The following is a 23,374-nucleotide window of genomic DNA, read 5'->3' as shown; positions in this document are numbered from 1 at the left end:
GTTAGTCAACTCCATACAGATCAATACTTTATGTTTCCAACCTACGATGTCATCGTTGTCGGTGCTGGCCACGCCGGTTGTGAGGCCGCTATTGCCGCCGCCAATCTGGGGGCTAAGGTGCTGCTGGCTACGATGAATATGCAGACCATCGCCCAGATGAGTTGCAACCCGGCAATGGGGGGAGTAGGCAAGGGACAAATTGTGCGGGAGATTGATGCCATGGGAGGTTATTCGGGTATCGTCACGGATGAGACGATGGTGCAGTTTCGCCTCCTGAATATGAGTAAGGGTCCGGCAATGTGGAGCCCGCGGGCCCAGAGTGACCGCATGGCATTTGCCCTGAACTGGCGAGAAAAGCTGGAGGCCCACCCCAACGTAGATTTCTGGCAGGAGATGGTGACGGGGCTGGTGCTTAAAGACGGCCGGGCAGCGGGGGTCCGTACGGGTCTCGGCCTGGAAATCCCCGGCAGATCGGTGGTACTGACCAACGGAACCTTCCTCAACGGCATCATCCACATCGGCGAAAAGCAATTTGGTGGCGGCCGGGCCGGGGAGCGCGCCGCCAGCGGCATTACCGAACAGCTCGTGGAACTGGGCTTTGAAAGTGGGCGGATGAAAACGGGCACTCCCGCCCGCCTTGACGGGCGTACCCTGGACTACAGCCGCATGGAAATCCAGCCGGGCGACGAGAACCCCGGCCGCTTCAGTTACACCGATACGCCGGAGTTGCGCGATCAACTGCCTTGCTACATGACCTACACCAGCGAGGCCGTCCACGCTACCCTGCGGGAAGGTTTTGACCGGAGCCCCATGTTCAATGGCCGCATCCGGGGCTTGGGCCCTCGCTACTGCCCCAGTATCGAAGATAAGATCGACCGCTTTGCCGGCCGCGACCGCCACCAGCTCTTCGTGGAACCGGAGGGACGCAACACCTGCGAGATTTACGTCAATGGCTTCAGCTCCAGCCTGCCGGAAGACGTACAGTACAAGGCCCTGCGCAAGATTGAGGGATTTGAGAACGCTAAAATGTTCCGCCCCGGCTACGCCATTGAGTATGACTTCTTTCCGCCTACCCAGTTGAATGCCACCCTGGAAACCCGCCGGGTGCCCCGCCTATACTTCGCCGGGCAGATCAACGGCACAACGGGGTACGAAGAAGCGGGCTGCCAGGGCATGATGGCGGGGATAAACGCCGCCCTGGCAGTACAGGAGCGGGAGCCCGTGGTGCTGAAGCGCAGTGAGGCCTACATCGGGGTGCTCATCGATGATCTCATCAACAAGGGCACCAAAGAACCTTACCGCATGTTTACCAGCCGGGCGGAATACCGCATCTTGCTGCGGCAGGACGATGCCGACCTCCGGCTCACGCCGCTGGCTGCGGCCTTGGGCGTGGCAAATATGGACGCCCGAATGGCCCGGGTAGACGAAAAGCGGCGGGGCGTGGCGGCCATTCAGGAAGAACTCCGCAACCACAGCGTTTCCCCCGACCAACTGAATGGCTTTTTAGCGGCCAGTGGAACGGCTCCCCTGAAGCAAGGCGTGAAGCTGTCTTCCGTACTTACCCGGCCGGAGATGAGCCTTGCCGGCTTGGCCCGGGAACTGCCCGCCCTGGCCAACTTCCTGGCGCCCTACGATGCCGAGATCCTAAACCTGGCGGAGGTGACCATGAAGTACGAAGGCTACATTGACCGGGAGCGCGAGACCGTCCACAAAATGAACCGCCTGGAAGGCATCAAACTCAGCGCTGCGTTCGACTACGAAACGCTTTCCAACCTGAGCAAAGAGGCCCGGCAAAAACTCAATGACCTTAAGCCCGCTACCATTGGCCAGGCCAGCCGGATCAGTGGGGTCAGTCCGGCCGACGTTAGCGTGTTGCTCATTCACCTGGGTAGGTAAAGGATTAAAGGGGGAAGGGATTAAGGGGGGAAAGGATCAAAGGAGAAAGGGGGAAGGGATTAAGGGGGGAAAGGATCAAAGGAGAAAGGGGGAAGGGATTAAAGGGGGAAGGGGCACTGGCGCAGTCAGTGGCTTAAAGGTTATCGTAGCACCATTCGAGGGTACGCTCCATTTGGATGAAGTAGGGTCGGGAAGTGCCCACAAAATTGTTGTGTAAAAAGCTGAAGGCCAGCCAGCGTCCGCGTTTGGTTTTAAGTAGTCCGCTGACGGCGCTGACGCCGCGGAGGGTGCCGGTTTTGGCCCAGACGTAAGTTTCTGAGCGGCCATCGAAGCGGTTCTTGAGGGTACCGCTCACTCCGCCGGCGGAGAGGAGGCTGAGGAGACGTTCCCGGCCCACCTCCCGGTCCAGTGCCATTAGTACCTGGGCGAAGTGGCGGGGAGAAAGCAAGCTGTAGCGGCTCAGTCCGCTGCCATCCGCCCAGCGGATGTCTTTGATGCCGATGCTGGGCAGGAGGGTATCGCGGGCGTAGGCGAGGATGAGCTCGGCGTCGGGGAGGAAATAACGTTGGGAAGCGGCCTGCAGGAGGAGTTGCTCGGCCAGAAAATTGTCGCTCTCCTGAAGCAGGCGGCGGTAAATGGTATCAGGGAGCGAAACCTCCAGGGTACTGAGTTGCGGGGGCGGGGGGTAAGGCAACTGGCCGGAGCTGACGCGTACCTGGGGGTAGGCGCTGGCCAGTTCGTTGGCGATCAGGTAGGGCGTGAGGTGAAGGGGCCGCTCGATGGGGAAGGTGGAAGGATGGAAAAAATTAGCCCCGACGGTGAAGTCGTTACCAAATTCGGAGCGGGTGATGAGGGGCTCGCGTTGGGTGCTCTGCTGGAGGCTGGCGGCAATGGAAGGCGGGGAGCCGAGGAGGATTTGCCGGCCTTCGGCGTCGACAGGGGAAAGATCGAGGTAGAGCTTATTGCCGTAGAGGGGGAAGGCAGAGCGTTCGAAGACGTAGGCGTCGTTGAAATCGTCCCAACTCCAGCCCGCGCCGTAGCGGGGGACGGCACCGGCGTCAGTGGGAAAATTGAGCACGAGGGGCTTGGTCCTTTGCAGCAGCCAGGGGCGGAGTTCGTCGTACGCTGCGAAATCGGGGTGGAGGGCAAGGGGGTAGCCCGTTCCCCAGACTTCGGTACGGTCGGGGAAATCCTGGTAAAAGAGGCCGGGGGTGCGGTTGCCGAGGAGGCGTTGGGCCACGAAAAAAGTCAGGAGTTTTACGTTGCTGGCGGGGACGAAGCGGTGGTCGGGCTGGTGGGTGTAGACGGGGGCCTGGGTAGCGAGGTCGTACAAGACAAAGCCGGTGTGGGCCTGGGCGAAGACTTCGTTCTCCGCTACGAGTAGCTCGAGCTGGCGGGTGGTGCGGGCACTGCCGTCCACCTGCCCTTGCACCTGCGGCAGCGCCATAAGCAGCAGCAAGACAAGGCAAAATACGGCCTTGAGAAAGGGAATGAATCGGGTCATTTTGGGAAGTAAATCGGTCGTTCAGGAGGAGACGGAAAAAAAGCGTGGGGTGGGAATGGGCCCGGTAGGAACAAAGAAGCCATCCCGCTCGAAAGCGGGACGGCCCATAAATCATAATCCCAAAAACTAAAGCGATGTGCGCCGCGGGGGCGCAAAATCATTAAGGTGACCCAAATGTAAAGAATTTTCGGGCTTCAGGTAAAACCTGGCCCAAAAAAAACGCCTGGGCTCAGGCTTCGGCCTGCTCGTTGCGGACCAAAAGCTGGAATCCGTTGCCGTGGATGTTGACGATTTCGATGTCTTCATCGGGCTTGAGGTACTTGCGGAGTTTGGTGATGAATACGTCCATTGACCTGGCAGTGAAGTAGTTATCCTCTCCCCAGATTTTGGTGAGGGCTTCGCTGCGGCTCAGGACATTGTTCTTGTTGAGGGCGAAGAGGCGCAGGAGCTGGGCTTCTTTGGGGCTCAACTTTTCTTTGGCCTTTTCGCCCTTGCCGGCGGTGTGGGTAAGGATGCGCAAGGGGTAGTTAAAGTGAAACTCGCCGAAGGAGAACTCGGCTTGTTCGTCTTTGGGATCGGCCGGAGCCTGGGTGCGGCGGAGGATGACGTTCATGCGGGCCAGGAGCTCTTCGCTGTTGAAGGGCTTGGTGATGTAGTCATCGGCACCGATTTCGAAGCCGTTGAGGACATCGTCTTTCATGGCCTTGGCGGTGAGGAAAACGATGGGCGTTTGGGTATCGTTTTCGCGGACCTTTTTGGCCAGTTCAAAGCCGCTCAGGCGGGGCATCATGACGTCGAAGATGCAGAGGTCCCACTTGCCTTTGCGGTAAGCTTCGAAGCCGGCCAGGCCATCGGTGGCCAGCGTGACGTCGTAGTCGTGTACTTCTAGGAAGGAGCGCAGCACATCGCCGAAGTTTTGGTCGTCTTCCACCAATAATACTTTGGGCGCGACGGATTGGGTAGCTTCACTCATGGTCTGGTCGGTTTTCTTTGTAACAAATAATTATTCCTGGCGGTAGGGAAAAGTTACGATAAAGCTGCTCCCTTTGCCCAATTCGCTTTTGACGGTTATGGATCCGTTGTGAATTTCGGTGATGGTTTTGACGTAGGACAGGCCGAGGCCGAAGCCTTTAACATCGTGTCGATCTCCGGTATGCACCCGATAGAAACGATCAAAAATGTTTTTTCGCGCCTCGCGGGTCATTCCCAGTCCGTGGTCCTTTACAGTAACCTCTACACCGCGGGGAACATTGCGTGTGGAGACCAGGATTTTTGGGGCGTCGGGCGAATATTTGTTGGCGTTATCGAGGAGGTTATTGATCAGGCTGGAGAGGTGGGTAAGGTCGCCTTCGACGATGGCGGGGTCGGCGAGCAGTTCGGTTTCTACCGTGCCGCCGCGGGGTTCGACCTGGAGGCAGATGTATTCGACGGCTTCTTCGATGGTTTGGTGGAGGTCTACGGCCGTCAGGTTGAGGTTGAGTTTGGACTTATCGAGTTTGGCCATTTGGAGGACCTTTTCCACCTGGTTGTTCATTCGCTTGTTTTCCTGTTTGATGATGTTGGCGAAGCGTTTGACCTTTTCGGGATCGGAGGAAATTTTGGGGCTGATGATGCTGTCGGTGGCCAGGGAGATGGTGGCGATGGGCGTCTTAAACTCGTGGGTCATGTTGTTGATGAAGTCGGTCTTCATCTCCGAAAGTTTCTTTTGCTGGAGGATCACGTAGATGGTATAGACGAAGCAGCCGAGGATGAGCCCGACGAACAGGACGCTGGCGGCGAGGTTGCCCCAGATGGAGCTGAAGATGACGCTTTCCTTTTCGGGGCTGAAGGCGAGCAGGTAGCCGGGGACTTCGTTGTCGCCATCGTAGAGGGAGACACGGTATTTGCTGCGCAGGAGATCCTGATGGCGGGTTGTATCGGCGCCCATGGCGGAGAGCAGGCGGCCGTTGCGGATGATGAACTCGTGGTTGCGGCTGTCGTAGACGCCGTATTCGAGGCTGCCGGCTAGCTTGGCATTTTTGAAGGCGGACTGGAGTTTGCGATCCAGAAAATTCCGGTCGATGCGGTCGGCCAGGTCGGTGGCGGCGTACTGGGTCTGGAGTTTGAGGCGGTAGGAATAGGACTCGTTGAACTGGATGTTGCCGTTGAGCAGGGGCGAGGAGCGCTTTAGCTGGCGGGTGAGTTCGCCGGGGCGGATGGCGGAGGTTCCGTCGGAGTTGTTGTAACCAGAGTTGGTGAGGTAGCTGATTTCCAGGGCTTCTTTGTCTTCGAGTTCTTCGGCGACGAAGCGCAGGACGTCTTGCACGGCTTCGTCGTAGCGCTGGGCGTTGACGTCCATCCCTTTACGGATCATATCGAGTTGCAAGAGCAGTACGCCGAGCAGCGAAATGACGATGAGGCCAACGATCAGGTAAATGTTTTTTTGACTCATGTAAGGGGGGCCACGGTGAAGAAGCGAAGGCGGCTAAGCCTTAAAGCACCGCATATTACGCCGTTGGTGGTGAAAAACTTGTGCAGGAGGCCAGGGTTTAAAAGAATAGTAACGAATCGGGCGGAATAGGGTTAAACGCTTCGCAGGCGGGGCGGGCGCAGGATCAATCTAAAAGGGTGAGGGACAGTCCTGGCGGTCTTCCCTTGCTCCTCATCTTTTCTGAGCACCTGCGACCGCGCCCGCATCACACACCGCCCGGCAAAAGCCATTGAGCGGCCCACGAGACCGCAGCACCCAAGCGCAGGATTTTTGTACCTTGGCGGCATGGAAACCGTTACGATCCAGACTACCCAGAACGTGAGCATCGATTACCAGCTGGCCAAAACGGGGGCGCGGATCGGGGGCTTTTTGATTGACCTGACGCTGACGGTTTTCGTGTATTACTTCCTGGCCTTTGCGCTGAACAGCTTCTTGCAGGATCTCGACGAAACGGTGGTTTTTGTGTTTGGCCCGCTTTTTGCCTTCCTGGCCTACTTCTTCCTGCTCGAGCTTTTCAACAGGGGCCAGACGCTGGGCAAACGCATTGTGGGTACGAAAGTCATCCGCCTCGATGGGCGCGACCCGACCCCGGCCGACTTCCTGACCCGGGCCATTTTCCTGCTCCCCGACGTTATCTTCTCCGCCGGCATCCCCGCCGTGCTCCTCGTTTCCAGCGGCCGCTACAAGCAGCGCCTGGGCGATATGGTGGCGGGCACGGCGGTGATCCAGAGTTCCGTCAGCAGTTCCTTCACCCTGGCCGATATTCTGAGCATCCGCAACCGCGATGACCACGAGCCGGAGTTCCCGGGGGTGCAGCGCTACACCGACGAAGACATGATCGTGGTAAAGCAGGCCCTGACGCGCCTGCAGCAGTACGGCAACACGGCGCACCGGCAGGCCGTCCGGCAACTCGCCATCAAGATTGCCGATCAGCTGGGCCTCGATAAAAAGGAGGTGAAATACACGCCGGAAAAATTTCTGGAGATCATTCTGCTGGACTACATCGTCTTGACGCGTTGATTCCCGGCACGCGCTGCATGCTTAACGGGTGCCTAGTGGTCTATATCTTCCGGAGAATAGCCACGCCGCGAACTAAACCCTGCCCCCGAACCTTTTTACTGATCAGACCAAAACGAGAAGCGATGTTCGGAGACATGATGGAACAGATGCAGGAGATGCAGGAGCAGATGCAGCGCGAACTGGCTGCCAAGTCCTTTTCCGGCGAAGCGGGCGGTGGCGCAGTTGTGGTAAGCTGCAACGGCGCGCGCACGGTAACCAACGTAAAAATCGACGGCAGCCTGATGGATGCCGAAGACACCGAAGCGCTGGAAGACCTTTTGGTGGTGGCCACCAACCGCGCCCTGGAGGCGGCGGCAGCTTACGAGCAAGAGCAAGCCGGCTCAATGATGAACAATATGCTGCCCGGTGGGCTGGGCGGGCTTTTCGGCCAGTAGTGCCCCGTTCCGTTTATCTCCTGCCCCCCAAGACGAAGACCGTTCCAGGTTCCTGACGGCCTCCGGTGCCGGAGCAGCCGCTTTACCGAAAGTTGCCCAATGAAGAGTGCATACTTTTTACACCTTTATGTTCAAAGAACTGCATGGAAGAATTAGCTGGCATCATCATCATCGGCATATTTGCACAGTGGCTGGCGTGGCGTTTGAAGGTTCCCGCCATCTTGCCCCTCATCATTGCGGGCTTGCTGGTGGGGCCCTTGTCAACGTTGTGGACGGAGGACGGCAGTAAGCTGATCAGCCCTATTTTCGAAGGTGGCCCCGACGGGCGCGGCCTTTTCCCCGGGCGCTCGCTCTTTTACTTCGTCAGTCTGGCCATCGGCATCATCCTTTTCGAGGGGGGCCTGACGCTAAAAGTCAAGGAAGTAAAAGAAACGCAGCGTTCCATTCTGCGGCTCATTTCCCTCGGCAGCCTCATTACCTTTATCGGGGCGGGCCTGGCGGCGCACTACATCATGGGGCTGGATTGGAGCATCAGCTTTTTGTTTGCGGGCCTCATCATCGTTACCGGGCCCACGGTCATTGCGCCCATCCTGCAAAACATCCCGCTCAACCGCAACGTGGCGACAGTCTTAAAGTGGGAGGGTATCCTCATTGACCCCATCGGCGCCTTGGTTGCGGTACTGGTTTTTGAGTTCATCGACTCAACTGGCCACCAGGGAGGGTTTACGGCCTACGCCTTTGCCACCTTTGCCCAGATTGTCCTCTACGGCGGGGCATTGGGCTTTTTGGCGGGACTTGCCCTGTTCCAGATCATCAAGCGGGATTGGGTGCCGCACTATTTGATCAACGTTTTTGTGCTGGCCTACGTCCTGTTGATTTTTGTGGTGAGTGATGTGCTGGCCCACGAGTCGGGCCTCCTCGCCGTGGTGGTTATGGGCCTGGTGCTGGCCAACAAGGATGTGCCGCGTATCAAAGATATTCTCTCCTTCAAGGAAAGCCTCAGTGTGTTGCTCATCTCCATCCTTTTCATTTTGCTGGCGGCAAATATGGACATGGCGCAGTTGGAGTTGCTGACCAACGATTGGCGGCCACTCACCCTTTTTGCTTTCGTAGCCCTGGTCTTGCGGCCTTTGAGTGTGTTCATCAGCACATTCCAGGGCAACCTCAGCACGGCCGAGAAGTGGTTCATCAGTTGGGTGGGGCCACGGGGGATTGTGGCGGCCGGCATTGCTTCGCTTTTTGGCCTTACCCTGGAGGAGAAAAATGTGCCGGGTGCAGAGTACATCACGCCGCTTGTTTTCATGATCGTGCTCGGGACGGTGTTGCTCAACGCCACTACCGCTCGGCTGGTGGCCCGGCTGCTGGGGGTCACGCAAGAAACCTCCGCAGGAATCATCATCCTGGGGGCAAACAACTTTGCCATTGCGATCGGCGAATACCTGCAGGAGCAGGGGCGCAGCGTTTACATGGTCGATAACAACTCCGGCAACATAAAAAAAGCCAAGGAGAGGGGACTGCCCGGCTTCGTTTCCAACGTTTACAGCGAAGACCTCTCGGAGGAGTATGAACTCCTTGACGTCGCGTTCTTGCTGGCCTTTACGAGCAGCGACGAAGTTAATCAATACGCCCTGAACCGCTTTGGAGACATCTTCGGCGAGCGGGGCAGTTTCCGCCTCATTACCTCGGAGGAACTCAAGGCGGATGAACTCCCCCAAAACGAGCACATTTTCAGTTTCACGGATGACTTTATCAACTTCAGCGATGGTCACCGCAAGCGGGCCCAGATTCAGGAAATTGCCCTGGATGACAAAAAACACTATCTCGCACTCTTACAGCGGACGGGGCAGGAGCGATGCGCCATCCCCCTGTTTTTGAAATTGCCCGATGGCAACCTGCTGCCCATCCCCAAAGACCCCGCCGATATTTTTACCGAAGATGGCCCCCATCACCTGGTTGTCCTCGGCGATTTTACGGCGGAGGATTTGGTGGCTACCAACGTTACCCATTCGTCTTCCGGTATCTAGCCCCCCTGGCCCCTCCGCGTTATCCGCAAAACCCACCCGCCATGCGCTTTTCCATCGCTCTATGCGCCCTTCTTTTTGCCTTTTTCTCTTGTGGCGACGGTGCCCTTCCCGTCCCCAAACCCCGCTCTTTCCCCCGGGTGATGTACCCCGAGCGCGCCTACGAAGCGGCCAGCACCAGCTACTGTAACTTCAGTTTTGCCAAGCCCGTTTCGGCAGTTCTGGAGCGGCAGGCACTTTTTTTCGACCGCATTCCGCCCGATTCCTGCTGGTTTGACCTCAAGCTCGACCCCGCGCTCAACGGCAGCATTCACTTTTCCTACTACCCCATCGGCGGCTCCAACGACACTTGGGAGGCCTTGCGCGACGAAGCTTTCAAACTGGTGGGCGTGCACAACGACCGCGCCAGCGACATCGAAGAAATCCTGATTCACCGCGATGAGGCCGACGTACACGGCATCGCCTTCGATATCGCCGGCCCCGCCGCCAGCCCCTTTCAGTTTTTCCTGACCGACAGTACAAACCACTTTCTTCGCGGTGCGCTTTACTTCGATACCGAGGTGCGGCCCGATTCGCTGGCCCCCATCATCGCCTACGCCAAGGAAGACATCTTCAAACTCATCGAAACTTTCCGCTGGGCCAAATAGCCTTTTTAGAAGGGCGCGGCCGCAGGTGCGGGGCCCGGCACCCCAAGGGAAGAGCAAGGAAAGACTACGCGCTTCCCCTATCCTATTTATCAATCCGCTTCAACCAGGGCGGAAGCACCGTTTTTCTCCACACCAGCGCCAGGAGGGCTCCCACGATGCCGCCGCCCACGTGGGCAAAACGGGCTGTCGTATCGTAGTTGTAGTCCATAATGCCGAGGAAAAGATCCGCCAGGAAAGTCCCCCCGATGAGGAAAAGCGCCGGGATACCGAAGGGAATGAAAAGCATATGGATTTCTTTCCAGGGGTAAAACACCGCATAGGCAGCCATTACCCCCGAGATGGCTCCCGAAGCGCCTACCATGCGGCTGTTCTCCTGGAGCCAGGTGTACTCTTGCATCAACTTTGTCGCTTCGGCAATGGCCAAAGAGGGGTCTTTGAGCATCACCAGGTCATTCTGGGTTTCCCCCACCACCACTTGCATCGCGCGCCCGTAGATGGAATAGCCTTCGAGGTCTACCCCCGACCAAAAAGCGTTGAAATTGGCCAAAGACGGCTCGACGCTGAAGGCCAGCATGGCGGCTTCGGATTCGCTTACTTGCCACCAGATCTGGCCCAGGTGAAGCCCTACCGCACCGAAGGCCGCCAGAAAATAGAGGATGAGAAAGCGTACACCACCCAGCCTGGTTTCCAACTCCGGCCCGAAGAAATAGAGCACCAGCAGGTTGAAAAAAATGTGGCCAAAGTCGGCGTGCATAAAAAAGTGGGAGAGCAGCTGGTAGGGGCGGAAGTTGTCGCTCGTCCAGTAATACAAGGCCAATTTTTCCTCAATCGCCAGATTGTAACCCAGCTGGCCGGGCAATACGACTACCGCAAAGATGATCGCATTGAGGATCAGCAGGTAGCGGACAATCGGGGTGGGCGGGGGGAGCATACGGAAGGAGGGAGTAAAGGAATAAAGGGGGAAGGGATTAAAGGGGGAAAGGATTAAAGGGGGAAGGGATTAAAGGGGGAAGGGGGGCCGTGCGTTAGGGGTCAAAACGCCGTTCGAGTTCGTCCAGTTCATACTTCAGGAAGCACTTCCGACCGTTGGGGGCCGTGCGGGGTTGTTCGCAGGCAAAAAGCCGATCAATGAGGGAACGCATTTCGCTGACGTCGAGGGTTTGCCCCTGCCGGATGGCGGCACCACGGGCGAGGGCCCGGGCCAGGCGCGTGTGTCCGTCGCTTTCCAGATCGACGTTATCGCGGTACTGTTGGAGGAGTTGTTCGAGCAGTTCGAGCTCGTTGTTTTTCCCCGCCAGCTCGGCCGGGATACCGCGGACGATGAAGGCGTTTCCCCCGAAGTGTTCCACGTCGAAGCCGAGTTGTTGCAGATCGCCGAGGATGGACGAAAAGAGGGCGGCGTCGGCGTGAGGAAGTTCCAGCGTTTGGGGGAACAGGGACTGTTGGCAAGCCGCCGGGTTTTCGCGGAGGTTGCGCAGGAAGCCTTCGTAGAGAATGCGCTGGTGGGCGGCGCGTTGGTCAATCAGCAACCAGCCATTTTTGATGGGGGAGATGATGTAGCGGTTGTGGAGCTGGTAGGGGGCCCGGTCGGGGGGCGTCAGCGGAGCGTTTTCGGTTTCCTGACTGAGGCGGCTGGGGAGGAGTTCTCCGTCTTCATGGTCGTCGTCCGGCGCGCTGGAGAAATCCAGGAACGGGGGTGCACTGTCCTGGGGAGCCTGGGTAGCGTCGGTCCCCAGGCCGCTGTAGAGTTTTTCCCAGTGGCGGAGGTTGCTCGCGTGGCGGGCGGCATCGCTACTGGGTGGGCTGGCGGCCCGGTTGTCGCCACCTCCTCCGTTGCCGGGGGAGCGTGGGCTGGCGAAGTCGTCGTTCATCCGGCTGGGCAACGCTTCGCCTTCTTCGAGTGCCGAGCGGCTGATGTTGGTAATTTTCGTGCGGGAAGGAGCGAAAGGGTTGTCCGTCTCAAAATCAATGGAGGGCATGATGCTGGCCCGGCCCAGCCCCTGGCGGATGGTGGCCTTGAGGTAATTGTAGATCAGGCGTTCGTCTTCAAACTTGATTTCCTGCTTGGTGGGGTGGACGTTGACGTCAATCCGCGCCGGATCAATTTCGAGGTAAATGACGTAAAAGGGGTGGGTTTCTTTGCCCAGCAGATCATCAAAGGCCCCCATCACTGCGTGGTGGAGATAACTGCTTTTGATGAAGCGGTTGTTGATGAAAAAGAACTGCCCCACCTTGCTTTTGCGGGCGGCTTCCGGCTTACCGACGAAGCCGGTGATGGACAGCACGTCGGTGTCTTCCTGGATGGGTACGAGCATCTCGTCGTACTTCCGCCCGAAAACCTGTACTACGCGTTGCCGGAGGCGGCCAGCCGGAAGGGCCTGATCGAGGCGATCGTTGAGGTACAGATCGAAGCGCACTTCGGGGTGGGCCAGGGCGATGCGGATGAATTCATCGCGAATGTGGCGCAGTTCGACGGAGTCGCTTTTGAGGAAGTTGCGGCGGGCGGGAACGTTGTAGAACAGGTTGCGCACGGCGATGGTGGTACCGGGGGCGGCCGCTACGGGTTCCTGGATTTTCACCTCGCTGCCTTCCACGAGGATGCGGGTACCGAGGTCGTCGGGGGCCCGGCGCGTCTTCATTTCCAGCTGGGCGATGGCCACGATGCTGGCCAGGGCTTCGCCGCGGAAACCCATGGTGCGGAGGGCAAAGAGGTCATCGGCGGTACGCAGCTTGCTGGTGGCGTGGCGTTCGAGGGACATCCGGGCGTCGGTTTCCGACATGCCGCAGCCGTTGTCGCGTACCTGAATCAGGGTTTTGCCACTGTCTTTGATGGTCAGTTCGATCTCGCTGGCACCGGCGTCGATGGCATTTTCGACGATCTCCTTCACTACGCTGGCTGGCCGCTGGATGACTTCGCCGGCGGCGATCTGGTTGGCAATGGCGTCGGGTAGAAGTTGGACGAGATTGTCCGTCATTTGGGCAAAAAAGTAAGTTAGTCAGCGGGGCAAAATCCTGGCCCAACCCAAAAGGCGTTGGCCAGGTTGCTGGGGCGAAGATAGGGGAAAAAACCGTCTTGCTGGGTGTTCACACGGGGTTTGTTCGCCGACAATCGGGGCGAAGCGATAAATGGTATCCTTAATCGGCCCAGCCCACCCGCTTCCGCCATTCGTCCATTTCCCGTTTCCTTTTTGCGAAGTCCTGGGGAGGGGATTGGTTTTCGTCCCTTACCCGCTTTTGCATCAGGAGGGTTTGTGCTTCCAGGCTGTTCAGGCCCAAGCGGGCTCTGCGCTGGTTTACGGCGGTAGCATCGTCGACGGGGTTGGGGCTCAGGGCGCCGTTTTCGTCCCAGTCAAATTGGGTGCCGTAAAGCTGGGGTTTTCCTTCCAAGACGGCGATCCGATCGGTGAGGTAAGCCAGGCTGATGGGGTCTGCTTGCTCGTCGTGGACGGCCTCGGCTAAGCGCTGGGCGCTGGCGCGCATGAAGGCGGGTTGCCCGATGGCGTGTTGGATGATCAGCCAGGCGGCTTCGCTGGCTTCCTGGCCGACTTTCGCTGCGGTGGGGTAGCCGATGGCCTCCATCAGGTCATTTAACTGCATTGCGTTGTGGTCGTGCAGGGCGGCCATTGCGGGGTGGTAGCCTTCGCCGAGTTGGCCCCGTTGGATGAGTTGATCGCGGAGTTGGAGGTCGCTATCCCGCATGGCGATGATGCTGTTGGCGATGTGTTGGTAGTCCATGCGCTGGGTGCCCGGCGGTGGGGTGTTAGGATGGAAAGTTAAGGGAAATTCCGCCAGTTGTGGCCCCAGGTAGGCTGTCTTTGCCGCGCGCCCCCCTGGGATAGAAGATGGTCAGTGGGGCGACCAAAACAGCAGGGAGCAAAATGGGGGAGCCCTGGCACGTTGCGGCGCGTAGTGGGTCAGCCCATACGCCGGGCGGTGGCCTTCTCCGCGCATTCCCCACCCCCGCCGTATATTCCCCGCTCTTAGCCACTTCCAAATTCATTCATGAGACGCACTACTCTGTCTTCCATTGCTCTTTTCTTCTTCCTTTGCACCTGCGTCAGCGCCCAGCTGCTGGCCCAGCAAGGTCCGATCAACCTGAAATACTGGGATGAGTTGGCCCCGCGCAGCATCGGTCCGGCGGGAATGAGCGGCCGCGTGACGGCCATCGATGTACACCCCCAGAATAAGGACATTTTCTACGTTGGCACCGCCAGCGGAGGCCTCTGGACGAGCCGCAACGGCGGCATCAGTTTCGAGCCCATTTTTGACCGGCAGAAGTACCTCGGCATCGGGGCCGTGGCCGTCAGCGACGCCAACCCCAGCATCATTTGGGCGGGCACCGGCGAAGGGAACCCCCGCAACTCGGCCAGCTACGGCGGCGGCATCTACAAAAGCCCTGACGGCGGCAAAAGCTGGCAACACATGGGCCTGGAAGCCACCCGCCACATTCACCGCGTATTGGCCCACCCTACTGACGCAGACGTGGCCTACGCAGGGGCACTAGGCTCCATGTGGGGCCCCAACAAAGAACGGGGCGTGTACCGCACCACCGACGGCGGCAAAACCTGGGAAAACGTGCTCTACATCGACGAAGGCACCGGCATTGCCGACCTCGTGATGGACCCCAGCAACCCCCGCAAGATCATTGCTGCGACCTGGACTTTCGACCGCGACCCCGACTTTTTCAACTCCGGCGGACCCGGCTCCGGCATCTGGATTACCCACGACGGCGGCGACACCTGGGAGCGGCGCACCGCCAAAGACGGACTGCCCAAGGGCGACCTCGGCCGCATCGGCCTGGCCATTGCCGCCAGCAAGCCCAACATCGTCTACGCCCTCGTGGAAGCCAAAACCAACGGCCTCTACAAAAGCACCGACGGCGGTAGCACCTGGAAACTGGTGACCGACAAAAACATCGGCGACCGCCCCTTCTACTACGCGGAAATTTACGTTGACCCCCAGAACGAAAACCGACTGTTCGACGTAGCCACCTACGTTTCCCGCTCCGAAGACGGCGGCCGTACCTGGCAGCAGATTGCCGACTATGGCAACTCCGTGCACCCCGACCACCACGCCTTCTGGATCGACAAGGACGACCCCGAGTTCATCCTCGACGGCAACGACGGGGGCATGAACATCAGCCGCGACGGCGGAGACACCTGGCACTTCGCCGCCAACCTGCCCCTGGCCCAGTTTTACCACATCAATTACGACCTTTCCTTCCCCTACAACATCGGCGGAGGGATGCAGGACAACGGCAGCTGGGTAGGCCCCAGCCAGGGACTGAAGGCTGGCGGCATCACCGATGCCGACTGGCAAGAGGTGTACTTCGGCGACGGCTTTGACCTCATCTTCAAGCCCGGCGACCCCAACACCGTCTACGCCGCCAGCCAGGGCGGAGCCCTGGGCCGCGTCAACCGCCGCACGGGCAAAACGACCAGCATCCGCCCGGTCCACCCCGACGGCACCTTCCTGCGCTTCAACTGGAACGCCCCCATTGCCCAGAGCCCCACAAACGACTGCACCATCTACATCGGCAGCCAGTTTGTGCACAAAAGCACCGACTGCGGAGACAGCTGGACCATCATCAGCCCCGACCTGACCACCAACGACAGCACGAAGCAGCGGCAGATGTCCAGCGGCGGCCTCACCATCGACGCGACCCAGGCCGAGAACCACACGACGCTGCTGGCGATCGTCCCCAATCGCGTCGGTTACGGCGACAATACCCTGTGGGTAAGCAGCGACGACGGCAAGCTCCACCTCACCCGCGACGGCGGTAAGAACTGGACCGACCTGAGCAAACGCCTCCCCGGCATGACCCCCGGCAGCTGGATTCCTTACATCGAGCCTTCTCCTCACCGCGCCAGCGAGGCCTTCGTGGTGGTCAATGACTACCGCCGCAACGACCGGCAGCCCATGGTGTTTCACACGACCGACTTCGGCGAGACCTTCACCCGCCTGGTGGACGAAAGCGACGTGAGCGGCCACGCCCTGAGCATCGTCCAGGACCCCGTGGAACCCAAGCTCCTTTTCCTGGGTACCGACCAGGGCCTGTGGGTGAGTTTCAACTACGGCAAAGACTGGACGCACTACAACCATACCTTCCCAAACGTCTCGGTCCGCGACCTCAAAATCCACCCCCGTGAGCACGACCTCATCATCGGCACCTTCGGCCGGGCGGCGTGGATTCTGGACGACATCCGCCCCTTCCGCGCCATTGCCCAGTCGGGCGTAGAAATGCTGCGCGATAGTTTTGCCGTCTTCCCCGCCCCCGACGCTTACCAGTGGGAGTACCGCTCTTACCAGGGCACGCGCTTTTACGCCCAGGGGCAATTCCAGGGCCAGGACCGTCGCGGCGGTGCTATGCTTTCTTTCTATGTGATGCCCCAGGCCCCGAAAGCCAAAGGTAAAATGGAGGCTAAAGCAGTTCCAGCCATGGCCGATGCCAAAGGTAAAAAAGGCGAAAAAGCACCTGCTCCTGCGGCAACAGCCACGGATAAGCCCGACGTGAGCCGCCTGCTGGCCTACCCCCAGGCACCCGCTGGGGTAGTGGAAGACTTGCCCACTTTCTCCGCTGCCGCCATGGCCAGCCAGGCGAGGCCCCGGGCGGAAAGCCCAGACCCAGTGGAAGGCCCCAAAGGCAAGGTAAAAATCCAGGTCGTTGATGTACAAACGGGCGATACCATCCGCACCTACCGCATCACCCCGCAGTGGGGGATGAACCGCACCAGTTGGAACATGCGCCGCGACGGCGTTTCCTTCCCCAGCCGCCGGGAAGCCCGCGAAGACGCAGACCCTGCCCCGGGTGCCAGCGTCACGCCCGGCGTATACGAAGTGGTCATGACCTACGGCAAGCAAGTGGGCAAAACCCTCCTGACCGTCCACGCCGACCCCCGGGAAAAAACCGCGCCTAATGCTTTCGCCGAACGCGAAAAACTCCAGGCAGAACTGGATACCACCATCGTGCGGGTAGACGCCGCCTGGACCGACCTGCGCAACGCTGGCAAGAGCATCAAAACCGTCCAGGGCCTCCTGGCGGATGCCCCCAAAGCGGTTAAAGATTCTCTGGAAAAAGATGCCAAAGCCCTGCTGAAGCAAATCGCCGACCTCGAAGAGATCTACACTGAAAAGGAAGACCTCAAGGGCATCCAGCGCAACCCCACCAACCTGCAGTCAAAACTCTTCGAGGCCAGCCGCTACATCCGGCAGGTGGAAGGGCAGCCCAGCCAAATGGCCACCGTTAGCCTGGGGCACTTCCAGAATGCTGCGGCCGATTTCGTCAATAAAGTAGAACTTTTCATGGGGGGAGATTTCGCTGCTTTCCGCCGGGAGGTGGCGGCGGCGAATTTGTCGCCCTTTGGGAAGTTGTAGGGGTTTAAAGGTAGCGTCGGGTTTTGCCCGACGCTACCCTTGTTCTTTTCAGGGACAATCCGTCGAGGTAGAGATTTTCAGGAAGGAAGGAAAACTCCGTGATACTCTATGCTTTAACTCCATGTAACTCCATGGGCTAAAGAGGGCTACGTCTGGCCCTTTTTCGCCGGACCAGAGGTCCGGATCCGAGGGACTCCATGGGCTAGAAAGCGTGGAGCAGTCGACGTGAAACGTCTCCACCTCACCATCTCAGGCCGCACCACCGTACACCCCCATCGCCACATCATCCACTTCCAGCATCGCGAAGGCTTCCCAGGTGGCGGCAGGCACCAGCGCCTTGCGGTAGGCGATGTGGACGCGGTGGATATCGGTATTCATCTGCTGGCAAGTATCTACCATCAATTTATTGTGGCCCCGGATGGTGGCCATATCGACGTATTGGTAGGTACGGGCGTTGTGCTGTTGTCCGCTCTGGTACATGGCATCCACCATTAAGGGATAGACGCCCTGACGCTGAAAGTCTTTGGCAATACCGAAGGCGATGCCCTTGCAATTGCGGGGTTGCTTCTGGAATTTAAGGCGGTAGAGGAAGCGGGGGAGGTTGAGCATATCCAGCCTTCCGCCCAGCCCGCCGAGGAAGCAGTTGATGTCGGGGATGAGGCCCGCCAGCCCGATCGGTGCGCCGTCGCGGTCGTAGGCCAGGCAGGTGAGGTGGGGGTCCAGGATGGGTTTCATCTGCTGGAAGACGGGGTAGATGTCTTGGCCCGTCAGGGGTTTGAAGTAGGGCCAGTGGTTGAAGGCGGCGTTGTAGACGGTGGCGAAGTCTTCGGCGTTTTCCCGCAGCTTACCCCTGGTAATCTGCCTGGTGCTCAGGCCGTAGCGTTCGCGGATCCGGGCGGCCAGGCCAGCGAGGCGCTCGGCGGGGAAGCCCAGCACCGTACCGCGCATGGTCAGGCACTGCTCGTGGGCCACGTAGCCCCGCTCCTCGAACATCCGCTGGTAATAGGGCGGGTTGTAGGTTTCCTGGTAGACGGGGCGGTACCAACCCCTGACGAGCAGACCCCAGAACTTATCCCGCTCCCCGAAGTTGATCGGTCCGTCCACCGCGTGCATCCCGCGCTCGGTCAGCCAGCCTTCGGCGGCGTTGAAAAGGAGTTCGGCCACCGCATCATCGTTGATGCTCTCGAAAAAGCCCAGGCCGCCGGTGGGGATGGTCCACTCTTCCGCCCGCGAAGTGTCGATGAAGGCCGCAATTCGCCCCACGGGCCGTTGGCCATTTTCCAGCACCACCCAAAGCCGGAGGTTGTCTCCCGTAAAAGCCCCGTTTTTGGCACTCAGGATGCCTTCAATATCGCTTCGCAGCGGATGGACGTACTGCGGGTTGCCCTGGTAGACGGTATCGAGAACCCGGTGGAAATGACCGAAGTCGCTGACGGAAAGCAGTTGATAATCCTGGTGGTGCATTCCGCAAAGGTACGTTGGGACGGGGTGTTGCGGGAGCGGTGAGGCTACGCAGCGGGGCGTGCCCTAAAAAACGTGCGGGGCAGCACCGCATTTGGTGCCGCCCCGCGCGGTGTTGGTGTGGTTTATGCCGTGGTTTACAACACGCCTTCTACCGCACCCTGGGCCAAAAGTTCACCCATCTTGGCGTAGGTACCGTCTTGCAGCTTGGAGCGTACGGAGCGGAAGGCATTCAACGTCGTCTCGATGTCCTCTTCGGAGTGCTCCGCCGTGGGGATGAGGCGCAGCAGGATCTGCCCTTTGGGGATCATGGGCGGCAGTACGATGGAACAGAAAATGCCATAGGTTTCGCGGATGTCGTAGATCAGCGCCCCTGCCTCGTATTCGTTTCCGTGCATGTACACGGGCGTTACGCAGGCCCCGGTGTTGCCGATGTCGAAGCCAGCATCTTTCAGTCCATTTTGCAGGTGGTTGACGTTGCGCCAGAGTTTTTCGCGCAGTTCGGGCAGGGTCCGCAGCAGGCGCAGGCGGGCCAGGCCACCGATGACCATGGGCATACAGAGCGACTTGGCGAAGAGCTGGCTGCGCAGGTTGTAGCGGAAGTACTCGATGATGTCTTTATCGGCTGAGACAAAAGCGCCGAAGCCAGACATGGCCTTGGCGAAGGTCGAGAAGTAGATATCGATCTGGTCTTGGACGCCCTGGGCCTCGCCCGCGCCCATGCCCGTTGCGCCGAGGGTACCGAAGCCGTGGGCATCGTCTACCAGCAGGCGGAAGCCGTACTCTTCTTTGAAGGCGCAGATTTCTTTGAGGATGCCCTGCTCGCCGCGCATCCCGAAGACGCCTTCGGAGATGACGAGGATGCCGGAGTTGCGCTTTTCGGCTTCGGCTTTGGCTTGCTTGAGGCGGACCTCAAAGTGCTCGATGTCGTTGTGCTTGAAGGCAAATTTGGGGCCGGTGTGCATCCGGATGCCGTCCATGATACAGGCGTGGTCGTCGCGGTCGTACACCACCACGTCGTGGCGGGAGAGGCAGGCGTCGACGATGGACATGATGCCCTGGTAGCCAAAGTTGAGCAGCAGGCAGGCTTCCTTCTGGGTGAATTCCGCCAGTTCTTTTTCCAGTTGCAGGTGGGCGTCGGTCTCGCCGCTCATGATGCGGGCACCCATTGGGTAGGCCATGCCGTACTGCGCGGCGGCCTCGGCGTCGGCCTTGCGCACCTCGGGGTGGTTGGTCAGGCCCAGGTAGGAGTTGATGCTCCAGATGATGTACTCCTTACCGCGGAACTGCATGCGGGGGCCGAGTTCTCCTTCCAGCTTCGGGAACGAGAAGTAGCCGTGGGCAATATCCTGGTACTGGCCGAGAGGGCCGCGAAAATCGAATTTCTCGAAAAGGTCTTTCATTTGATGGCACTTTTGCGCCGCAAAGATACGAAATGTAGGCAGCATTTTGCTAATCTCGCCCGGGGGAGGGCGTTTGATGGGCGCGGCCGCAGGTGCTCCCCCCCGACCCCCCGAAGGGGGGAGTTAGGACAGGGAGCGAGGTTTAGGTCAACAAGTGCTCCAACCCGACCCGAAGGATGGAGGAGAGAGGATGGGGCGCAGCGCCTGGTCAAGCAGGGGAGGATCACCTTTTCAAAAACTTGCTTACGGCAGCGCGCCCGTCTGCGTAGTCTAAGCGCAGAAAGTAGGCTCCGGCGGGTAAGCGCGAAACATCTAACCCGCCATTGGCCAGTGCAACCACCTGCATCCGTTGCCCAGTTACCGAATATACGCTGAAGGTTCGCACCCGCTCATTTTCCGCTGCCCGCCAATATAAGACGCTGCCCGCTGGATTGGGATAAACCAATGGTGCAACTCCCAAGGGCTCAGGGGAATCCGTATCCACCCTGGTGAAGCAGGGCTCGAAGCCCGGCCGGTAAAGATATACATTGATAAGCTCGATGGTATCTACGGGGTTGGGACTACCTTCGATTGGTAAAAGTGTATATGAATAGAAAAAACGGTCTCCCAATCCCCCCCCTTGGATATACGGATAAAAGACCTTTACCGAATCCGTAGCCATACACTGGTAATCGACAAAACCTTCAAATGTGAGGTACCACCACTGCCACAATGTGTTTGGTGCCATAGAGTTGATAATCCAGGCACTCTCGGCCATACAATTGAATCGGCTTCCAACCGCGAAAGCGGCTGGGTCCCAGGAAACTTTTAGAGGTGGGTATTTTACCTTCATCGCAAAGGAAATAAAATCATCCATGACCCAGTTCCCACAGTTGCTTGGATCCTGGCCTAGGTATTCACGCCAAATTGCCTGCCTTTTATAGGTAAACCGGGGCATCTCGCGTACCGACAAGCTAAAGAAATCACTCGCCCTTACCTCAAATACACTATCAAACGGCACCGCAATGGTATTCTCTGAACTAAGTGCTAAATTGGTGGAATCATTTTGGTGGTCAGAAATAATGATGATTACGGTATCCCTGTTCCCCACCCCGTCTTCAAAGTAGAAGGGGATGGTGACTAGGATGGAGTCCTGGGCTTGGGCGCAAAGGGGAATACCCGTGAAAACCGCAAGAAAAATAACGAGGCTTTTTATTAATTTATCAATCATTGCCTAGTTATTTTTTTGTACTCTTCGCACTACGATGTTGTCGTCGGCGTGAATGCTAATGTAGTTCAGGCCTTCACCAAGTTCGTGAGTAGGGAAGTAAACGCTGTAGGTGCAAGCTTCCTTATTTCCCGAATCCGCTTGCTTCAGCAAGGTTTGCACTGAGTTTCCGTTTCCAGACGAGGTGGTGAGGTAGATTTTAATATCCGCTTCAGCGTTAGTGGTGTAACTGAGGGTCGTTCCGTTGATTGAAGGGTTGGGGTAAACCACTACACTTCCGTCCTCAAGAGGATTGAAGGTGCCGCCGTCGTCAGCCGGTCGTAAGTCACAGTTTCCTGTAGTGAACTGCCTCGCATAAAGATCAGTATCCCCGCACAAGTTACGGGTTTCAATGATGACGTTATAGGTAGCATTAGATAGCAGCACGATGTTGGCAAACTTATCGTGCTCTTTTGTTCCTACTGCCACACGGTCTTGGCCAGCTTGACCGTCTATCCAGTCCGTTTGGCGAAAAGTCGTAAAACTGCCGTTGGGTTGTTGTACTTCGTAGGTAACGCGGTATTCTACCTCGTTAGTGCTCGCCTGAAAGTAGAAGCTGAACTTACAATCTTCGCTGAAGTCAACGATAGGCAATAACCCAATATGCGCCGATGCTGGCGGGCAGCCAGGGTTAATCTCATCAATCAAGTCGCACTTATCATTCAACAGATTGTCCAGCATTTTACCCATCTGGCAAGGAGTGAAGGCTGAAACATTAGGATCACTAGCGTAGGAGGCATAGGTCATCATATTGTTATTCTGATAACGCTGCTCGCAACAGGGGTGGCTGTTCACTACCGTAGTGCCATTGGGCTGGCACAGGTTAATGCCACTAGTATCTACGTTTGAAAGATTCCAGCAGCGATTGCCACTGGCGTCAATTGATCCATCACCATTTCGGTCGTAAGTCCAGGAAATGAACGGGGTGTCATCACAATCATCATTGTTTTGTGGTGTCCCATCGAAAGTATGCTGGAGCACTAGCCCGTGCCCAAGTTCGTGGATTAATAGCTGCGCACTAAAGTTCTCATTAACCAGCGTAGTTGAGCCCAAACCTCGGGCAAAGCCATTGTCAGGGCCATTAACATTAGCGATAAAGATATTGAACAATGGTCCGCTGCGATTTCAAGCTGCTCTAGCGGCGTAGTTCCTGACCTCCGCCAGTACCTCTTGACTTTTTGGCAGGTTCGGGTCAATCCCACACCTGCTGAAAATGCGTAAAGCCAAGCGCTCATTGGTATAGGCAGTTGTAATATCAGCCATGGAAAATGCTCCGCGTTCAAGGTCGGGAACCGCTAAGTGGTGGGCAGCTTTAGCCAAATTAACTACCGTTAGCGCGCAGTTGACGTGGAAGTCGATCTTAAGCCAATCACGCCCTTGCCCCTCTTCTAAACCGCTGAACTGCTTGCCATCGCGGAAAATGAATTCTTGTTGGTAACGACAGCGGTAAGCATGGACAATTTGTTCGGCTGGCTGATCAACATCGGTGCTCATGTATACCTTCACAGACTTGATTTTGTTTTTTTCGTCAAGTTGGTGTATAACCACGATACGGATTTTTAATCCTGCTACTTTTAGTTGAACCACGCCCGTCCAAGCAACGGTTTGAGGTGAACTCAGCGCTTCCACTCGACTAAATACGGCAGGATCAAGGTTAAATAAGTTGACAAAGCCAGCATATTCCTTAGGCCGCCCTTTTGACTTTTGTGGTCCGCTGTAGTAGTAGCGCAGACTGACGTTTTTACGCAAGCGGGAGACTACATGAAAACCTGCATTGACAACGCGTTGGATGAATGGATTTCGGGAAAAGTACGCATCGACTACCACGTATTTACTGATCTGGAGCAGTTCGTCAGCCCGTTGCTCAAGGATTTCGGCATAATAATCCAGCAAAGATT

At 57.9% G+C, this 23,374-nt stretch carries 17 protein-coding genes; 6 read left to right on the top strand and 11 right to left on the bottom strand.

All coding sequences use genetic code 11. The features are described 5' to 3' along the window. Positions 1 to 30: 30 nt before the first annotated feature. Positions 31 to 1,896, top strand: a complete 1,866-nt coding sequence (mnmG, locus tag H9S92_RS18945) for a tRNA uridine-5-carboxymethylaminomethyl(34) synthesis enzyme MnmG (RefSeq protein WP_187468270.1) — start codon at positions 31 to 33, stop codon at positions 1,894 to 1,896. Between the two features lie 133 nt (positions 1,897 to 2,029). Here mnmG and H9S92_RS18940 read toward each other — a convergent pair whose 3' ends face one another. The 3 genes from H9S92_RS18940 to H9S92_RS18930 form a co-directional block, all read right to left on the bottom strand. Then, positions 2,030 to 3,400 (bottom strand): D-alanyl-D-alanine carboxypeptidase, encoded by a 1,371-nt coding sequence (locus H9S92_RS18940; protein WP_187468269.1) that lies wholly within the window; start codon positions 3,398 to 3,400, stop codon positions 2,030 to 2,032. 229 nt (positions 3,401 to 3,629) lie between these two features. Further along, a complete protein-coding gene (locus tag H9S92_RS18935; RefSeq protein ID WP_187468268.1) occupies positions 3,630 to 4,373 on the bottom strand; it encodes a response regulator transcription factor in 744 nt (247 codons plus the stop codon). Positions 4,374 to 4,403: 30 nt separating this feature from the next. Further along, on the bottom strand, positions 4,404 to 5,831 hold the full coding sequence (locus tag H9S92_RS18930; protein ID WP_187468267.1) for a sensor histidine kinase: 1,428 nt from the start codon (positions 5,829 to 5,831) through the stop codon (positions 4,404 to 4,406). Positions 5,832 to 6,155: 324 nt separating this feature from the next. Between H9S92_RS18930 and H9S92_RS18925 the strand changes: the two genes are divergently transcribed. From H9S92_RS18925 to gldD, 4 genes are all read left to right on the top strand, one after another. Next, positions 6,156 to 6,890 carry an RDD family protein gene (locus tag H9S92_RS18925; RefSeq protein ID WP_187468266.1) on the top strand — a complete coding sequence of 245 codons (735 nt, stop codon included), beginning with the start codon at positions 6,156 to 6,158 and terminating at the stop codon, positions 6,888 to 6,890. A gap of 122 nt (positions 6,891 to 7,012) precedes the next feature. Further along, positions 7,013 to 7,324 carry a YbaB/EbfC family nucleoid-associated protein gene (locus H9S92_RS18920; RefSeq protein WP_187468265.1) on the top strand — a complete coding sequence of 104 codons (312 nt, stop codon included), beginning with the start codon at positions 7,013 to 7,015 and terminating at the stop codon, positions 7,322 to 7,324. A gap of 143 nt (positions 7,325 to 7,467) precedes the next feature. Beyond that, complete coding sequence (locus H9S92_RS18915; RefSeq protein ID WP_187468264.1) at positions 7,468 to 9,348, top strand: cation:proton antiporter; 1,881 nt, start codon at positions 7,468 to 7,470, stop codon at positions 9,346 to 9,348. Between the two features lie 41 nt (positions 9,349 to 9,389). Next, positions 9,390 to 9,992 (top strand): gliding motility lipoprotein GldD, encoded by a 603-nt coding sequence (gene gldD, locus H9S92_RS18910; RefSeq protein WP_187468263.1) that lies wholly within the window; start codon positions 9,390 to 9,392, stop codon positions 9,990 to 9,992. Between the two features lie 82 nt (positions 9,993 to 10,074). Here the strand turns inward: gldD and H9S92_RS18905 are convergent, their stop codons facing one another. From H9S92_RS18905 to H9S92_RS18895, 3 genes are all read right to left on the bottom strand, one after another. After that, positions 10,075 to 10,923 carry a rhomboid family intramembrane serine protease gene (locus H9S92_RS18905; RefSeq protein WP_187468262.1) on the bottom strand — a complete coding sequence of 283 codons (849 nt, stop codon included), beginning with the start codon at positions 10,921 to 10,923 and terminating at the stop codon, positions 10,075 to 10,077. A gap of 94 nt (positions 10,924 to 11,017) precedes the next feature. Next, complete coding sequence (gene mutL / locus H9S92_RS18900) at positions 11,018 to 12,967, bottom strand: DNA mismatch repair endonuclease MutL (protein ID WP_187468261.1); 1,950 nt, start codon at positions 12,965 to 12,967, stop codon at positions 11,018 to 11,020. Positions 12,968 to 13,127: 160 nt separating this feature from the next. Continuing rightward, entirely contained in the window at positions 13,128 to 13,727 is a 600-nt protein-coding gene (locus H9S92_RS18895; RefSeq protein WP_187468260.1) for a DUF6624 domain-containing protein, read from the bottom strand. 267 nt (positions 13,728 to 13,994) lie between these two features. On the opposite strand from H9S92_RS18895, the gene H9S92_RS18890 reads away from it, so the two are divergent. Beyond that, entirely contained in the window at positions 13,995 to 17,366 is a 3,372-nt protein-coding gene (locus H9S92_RS18890) for a sialidase family protein (RefSeq protein ID WP_222936176.1), read from the top strand. Between the two features lie 249 nt (positions 17,367 to 17,615). Here H9S92_RS18890 and H9S92_RS18885 read toward each other — a convergent pair whose 3' ends face one another. The 5 genes from H9S92_RS18885 to H9S92_RS18865 all read right to left on the bottom strand — a co-directional run. Then, a complete protein-coding gene (locus H9S92_RS18885) occupies positions 17,616 to 18,830 on the bottom strand; it encodes a hypothetical protein (protein ID WP_187468259.1) in 1,215 nt (404 codons plus the stop codon). A gap of 134 nt (positions 18,831 to 18,964) precedes the next feature. Beyond that, positions 18,965 to 20,230 (bottom strand): aminotransferase class I/II-fold pyridoxal phosphate-dependent enzyme, encoded by a 1,266-nt coding sequence (locus tag H9S92_RS18880; RefSeq protein ID WP_187468258.1) that lies wholly within the window; start codon positions 20,228 to 20,230, stop codon positions 18,965 to 18,967. A 223-nt stretch (positions 20,231 to 20,453) separates the two neighbouring features. Further along, positions 20,454 to 21,440 (bottom strand): T9SS type A sorting domain-containing protein, encoded by a 987-nt coding sequence (locus H9S92_RS18875; protein ID WP_187468257.1) that lies wholly within the window; start codon positions 21,438 to 21,440, stop codon positions 20,454 to 20,456. A 3-nt stretch (positions 21,441 to 21,443) separates the two neighbouring features. Continuing rightward, on the bottom strand, positions 21,444 to 22,586 hold the full coding sequence (locus H9S92_RS18870; protein WP_187468256.1) for a zinc metalloprotease: 1,143 nt from the start codon (positions 22,584 to 22,586) through the stop codon (positions 21,444 to 21,446). 15 nt (positions 22,587 to 22,601) lie between these two features. After that, positions 22,602 to 23,374 (bottom strand): transposase (locus tag H9S92_RS18865; RefSeq protein ID WP_187464848.1); only part of this gene is annotated, 773 nt, incomplete at its 5' end.

It is taken from the genome of Neolewinella lacunae, from assembly GCF_014349155.1.
GTDB classification, from domain to species: Bacteria; Bacteroidota; Bacteroidia; order Chitinophagales; family Saprospiraceae; genus Neolewinella; species Neolewinella lacunae.
Note: the sequence above shows the minus strand (reverse complement) of the source record. Positions and strands in the feature narration are given on the sequence as shown.

Excerpts from the sequence above, each read along its gene's own strand:
- mnmG (WP_187468270.1), top strand. The coding sequence starts at position 31 with ATGTTTCCAACCTACGATGTCATCGTTGTCGGTGCTGGCCACGCCGGT.
- H9S92_RS18940 (WP_187468269.1), bottom strand. The coding sequence starts at position 3,400 with ATGACCCGATTCATTCCCTTTCTCAAGGCCGTATTTTGCCTTGTCTTG.
- H9S92_RS18935 (WP_187468268.1), bottom strand. The coding sequence starts at position 4,373 with ATGAGTGAAGCTACCCAATCCGTCGCGCCCAAAGTATTATTGGTGGAA.
- H9S92_RS18930 (WP_187468267.1), bottom strand. The coding sequence starts at position 5,831 with ATGAGTCAAAAAAACATTTACCTGATCGTTGGCCTCATCGTCATTTCG.
- H9S92_RS18925 (WP_187468266.1), top strand. The coding sequence starts at position 6,156 with ATGGAAACCGTTACGATCCAGACTACCCAGAACGTGAGCATCGATTAC.
- H9S92_RS18920 (WP_187468265.1), top strand. The coding sequence starts at position 7,013 with ATGTTCGGAGACATGATGGAACAGATGCAGGAGATGCAGGAGCAGATG.
- H9S92_RS18915 (WP_187468264.1), top strand. The coding sequence starts at position 7,468 with ATGGAAGAATTAGCTGGCATCATCATCATCGGCATATTTGCACAGTGG.
- gldD (WP_187468263.1), top strand. The coding sequence starts at position 9,390 with ATGCGCTTTTCCATCGCTCTATGCGCCCTTCTTTTTGCCTTTTTCTCT.
- H9S92_RS18905 (WP_187468262.1), bottom strand. The coding sequence starts at position 10,923 with ATGCTCCCCCCGCCCACCCCGATTGTCCGCTACCTGCTGATCCTCAAT.
- mutL (WP_187468261.1), bottom strand. The coding sequence starts at position 12,967 with ATGACGGACAATCTCGTCCAACTTCTACCCGACGCCATTGCCAACCAG.
- H9S92_RS18895 (WP_187468260.1), bottom strand. The coding sequence starts at position 13,727 with ATGGACTACCAACACATCGCCAACAGCATCATCGCCATGCGGGATAGC.
- H9S92_RS18890 (WP_222936176.1), top strand. The coding sequence starts at position 13,995 with ATGAGACGCACTACTCTGTCTTCCATTGCTCTTTTCTTCTTCCTTTGC.
- H9S92_RS18885 (WP_187468259.1), bottom strand. The coding sequence starts at position 18,830 with ATGCACCACCAGGATTATCAACTGCTTTCCGTCAGCGACTTCGGTCAT.
- H9S92_RS18880 (WP_187468258.1), bottom strand. The coding sequence starts at position 20,230 with ATGAAAGACCTTTTCGAGAAATTCGATTTTCGCGGCCCTCTCGGCCAG.
- H9S92_RS18875 (WP_187468257.1), bottom strand. The coding sequence starts at position 21,440 with ATGATTGATAAATTAATAAAAAGCCTCGTTATTTTTCTTGCGGTTTTC.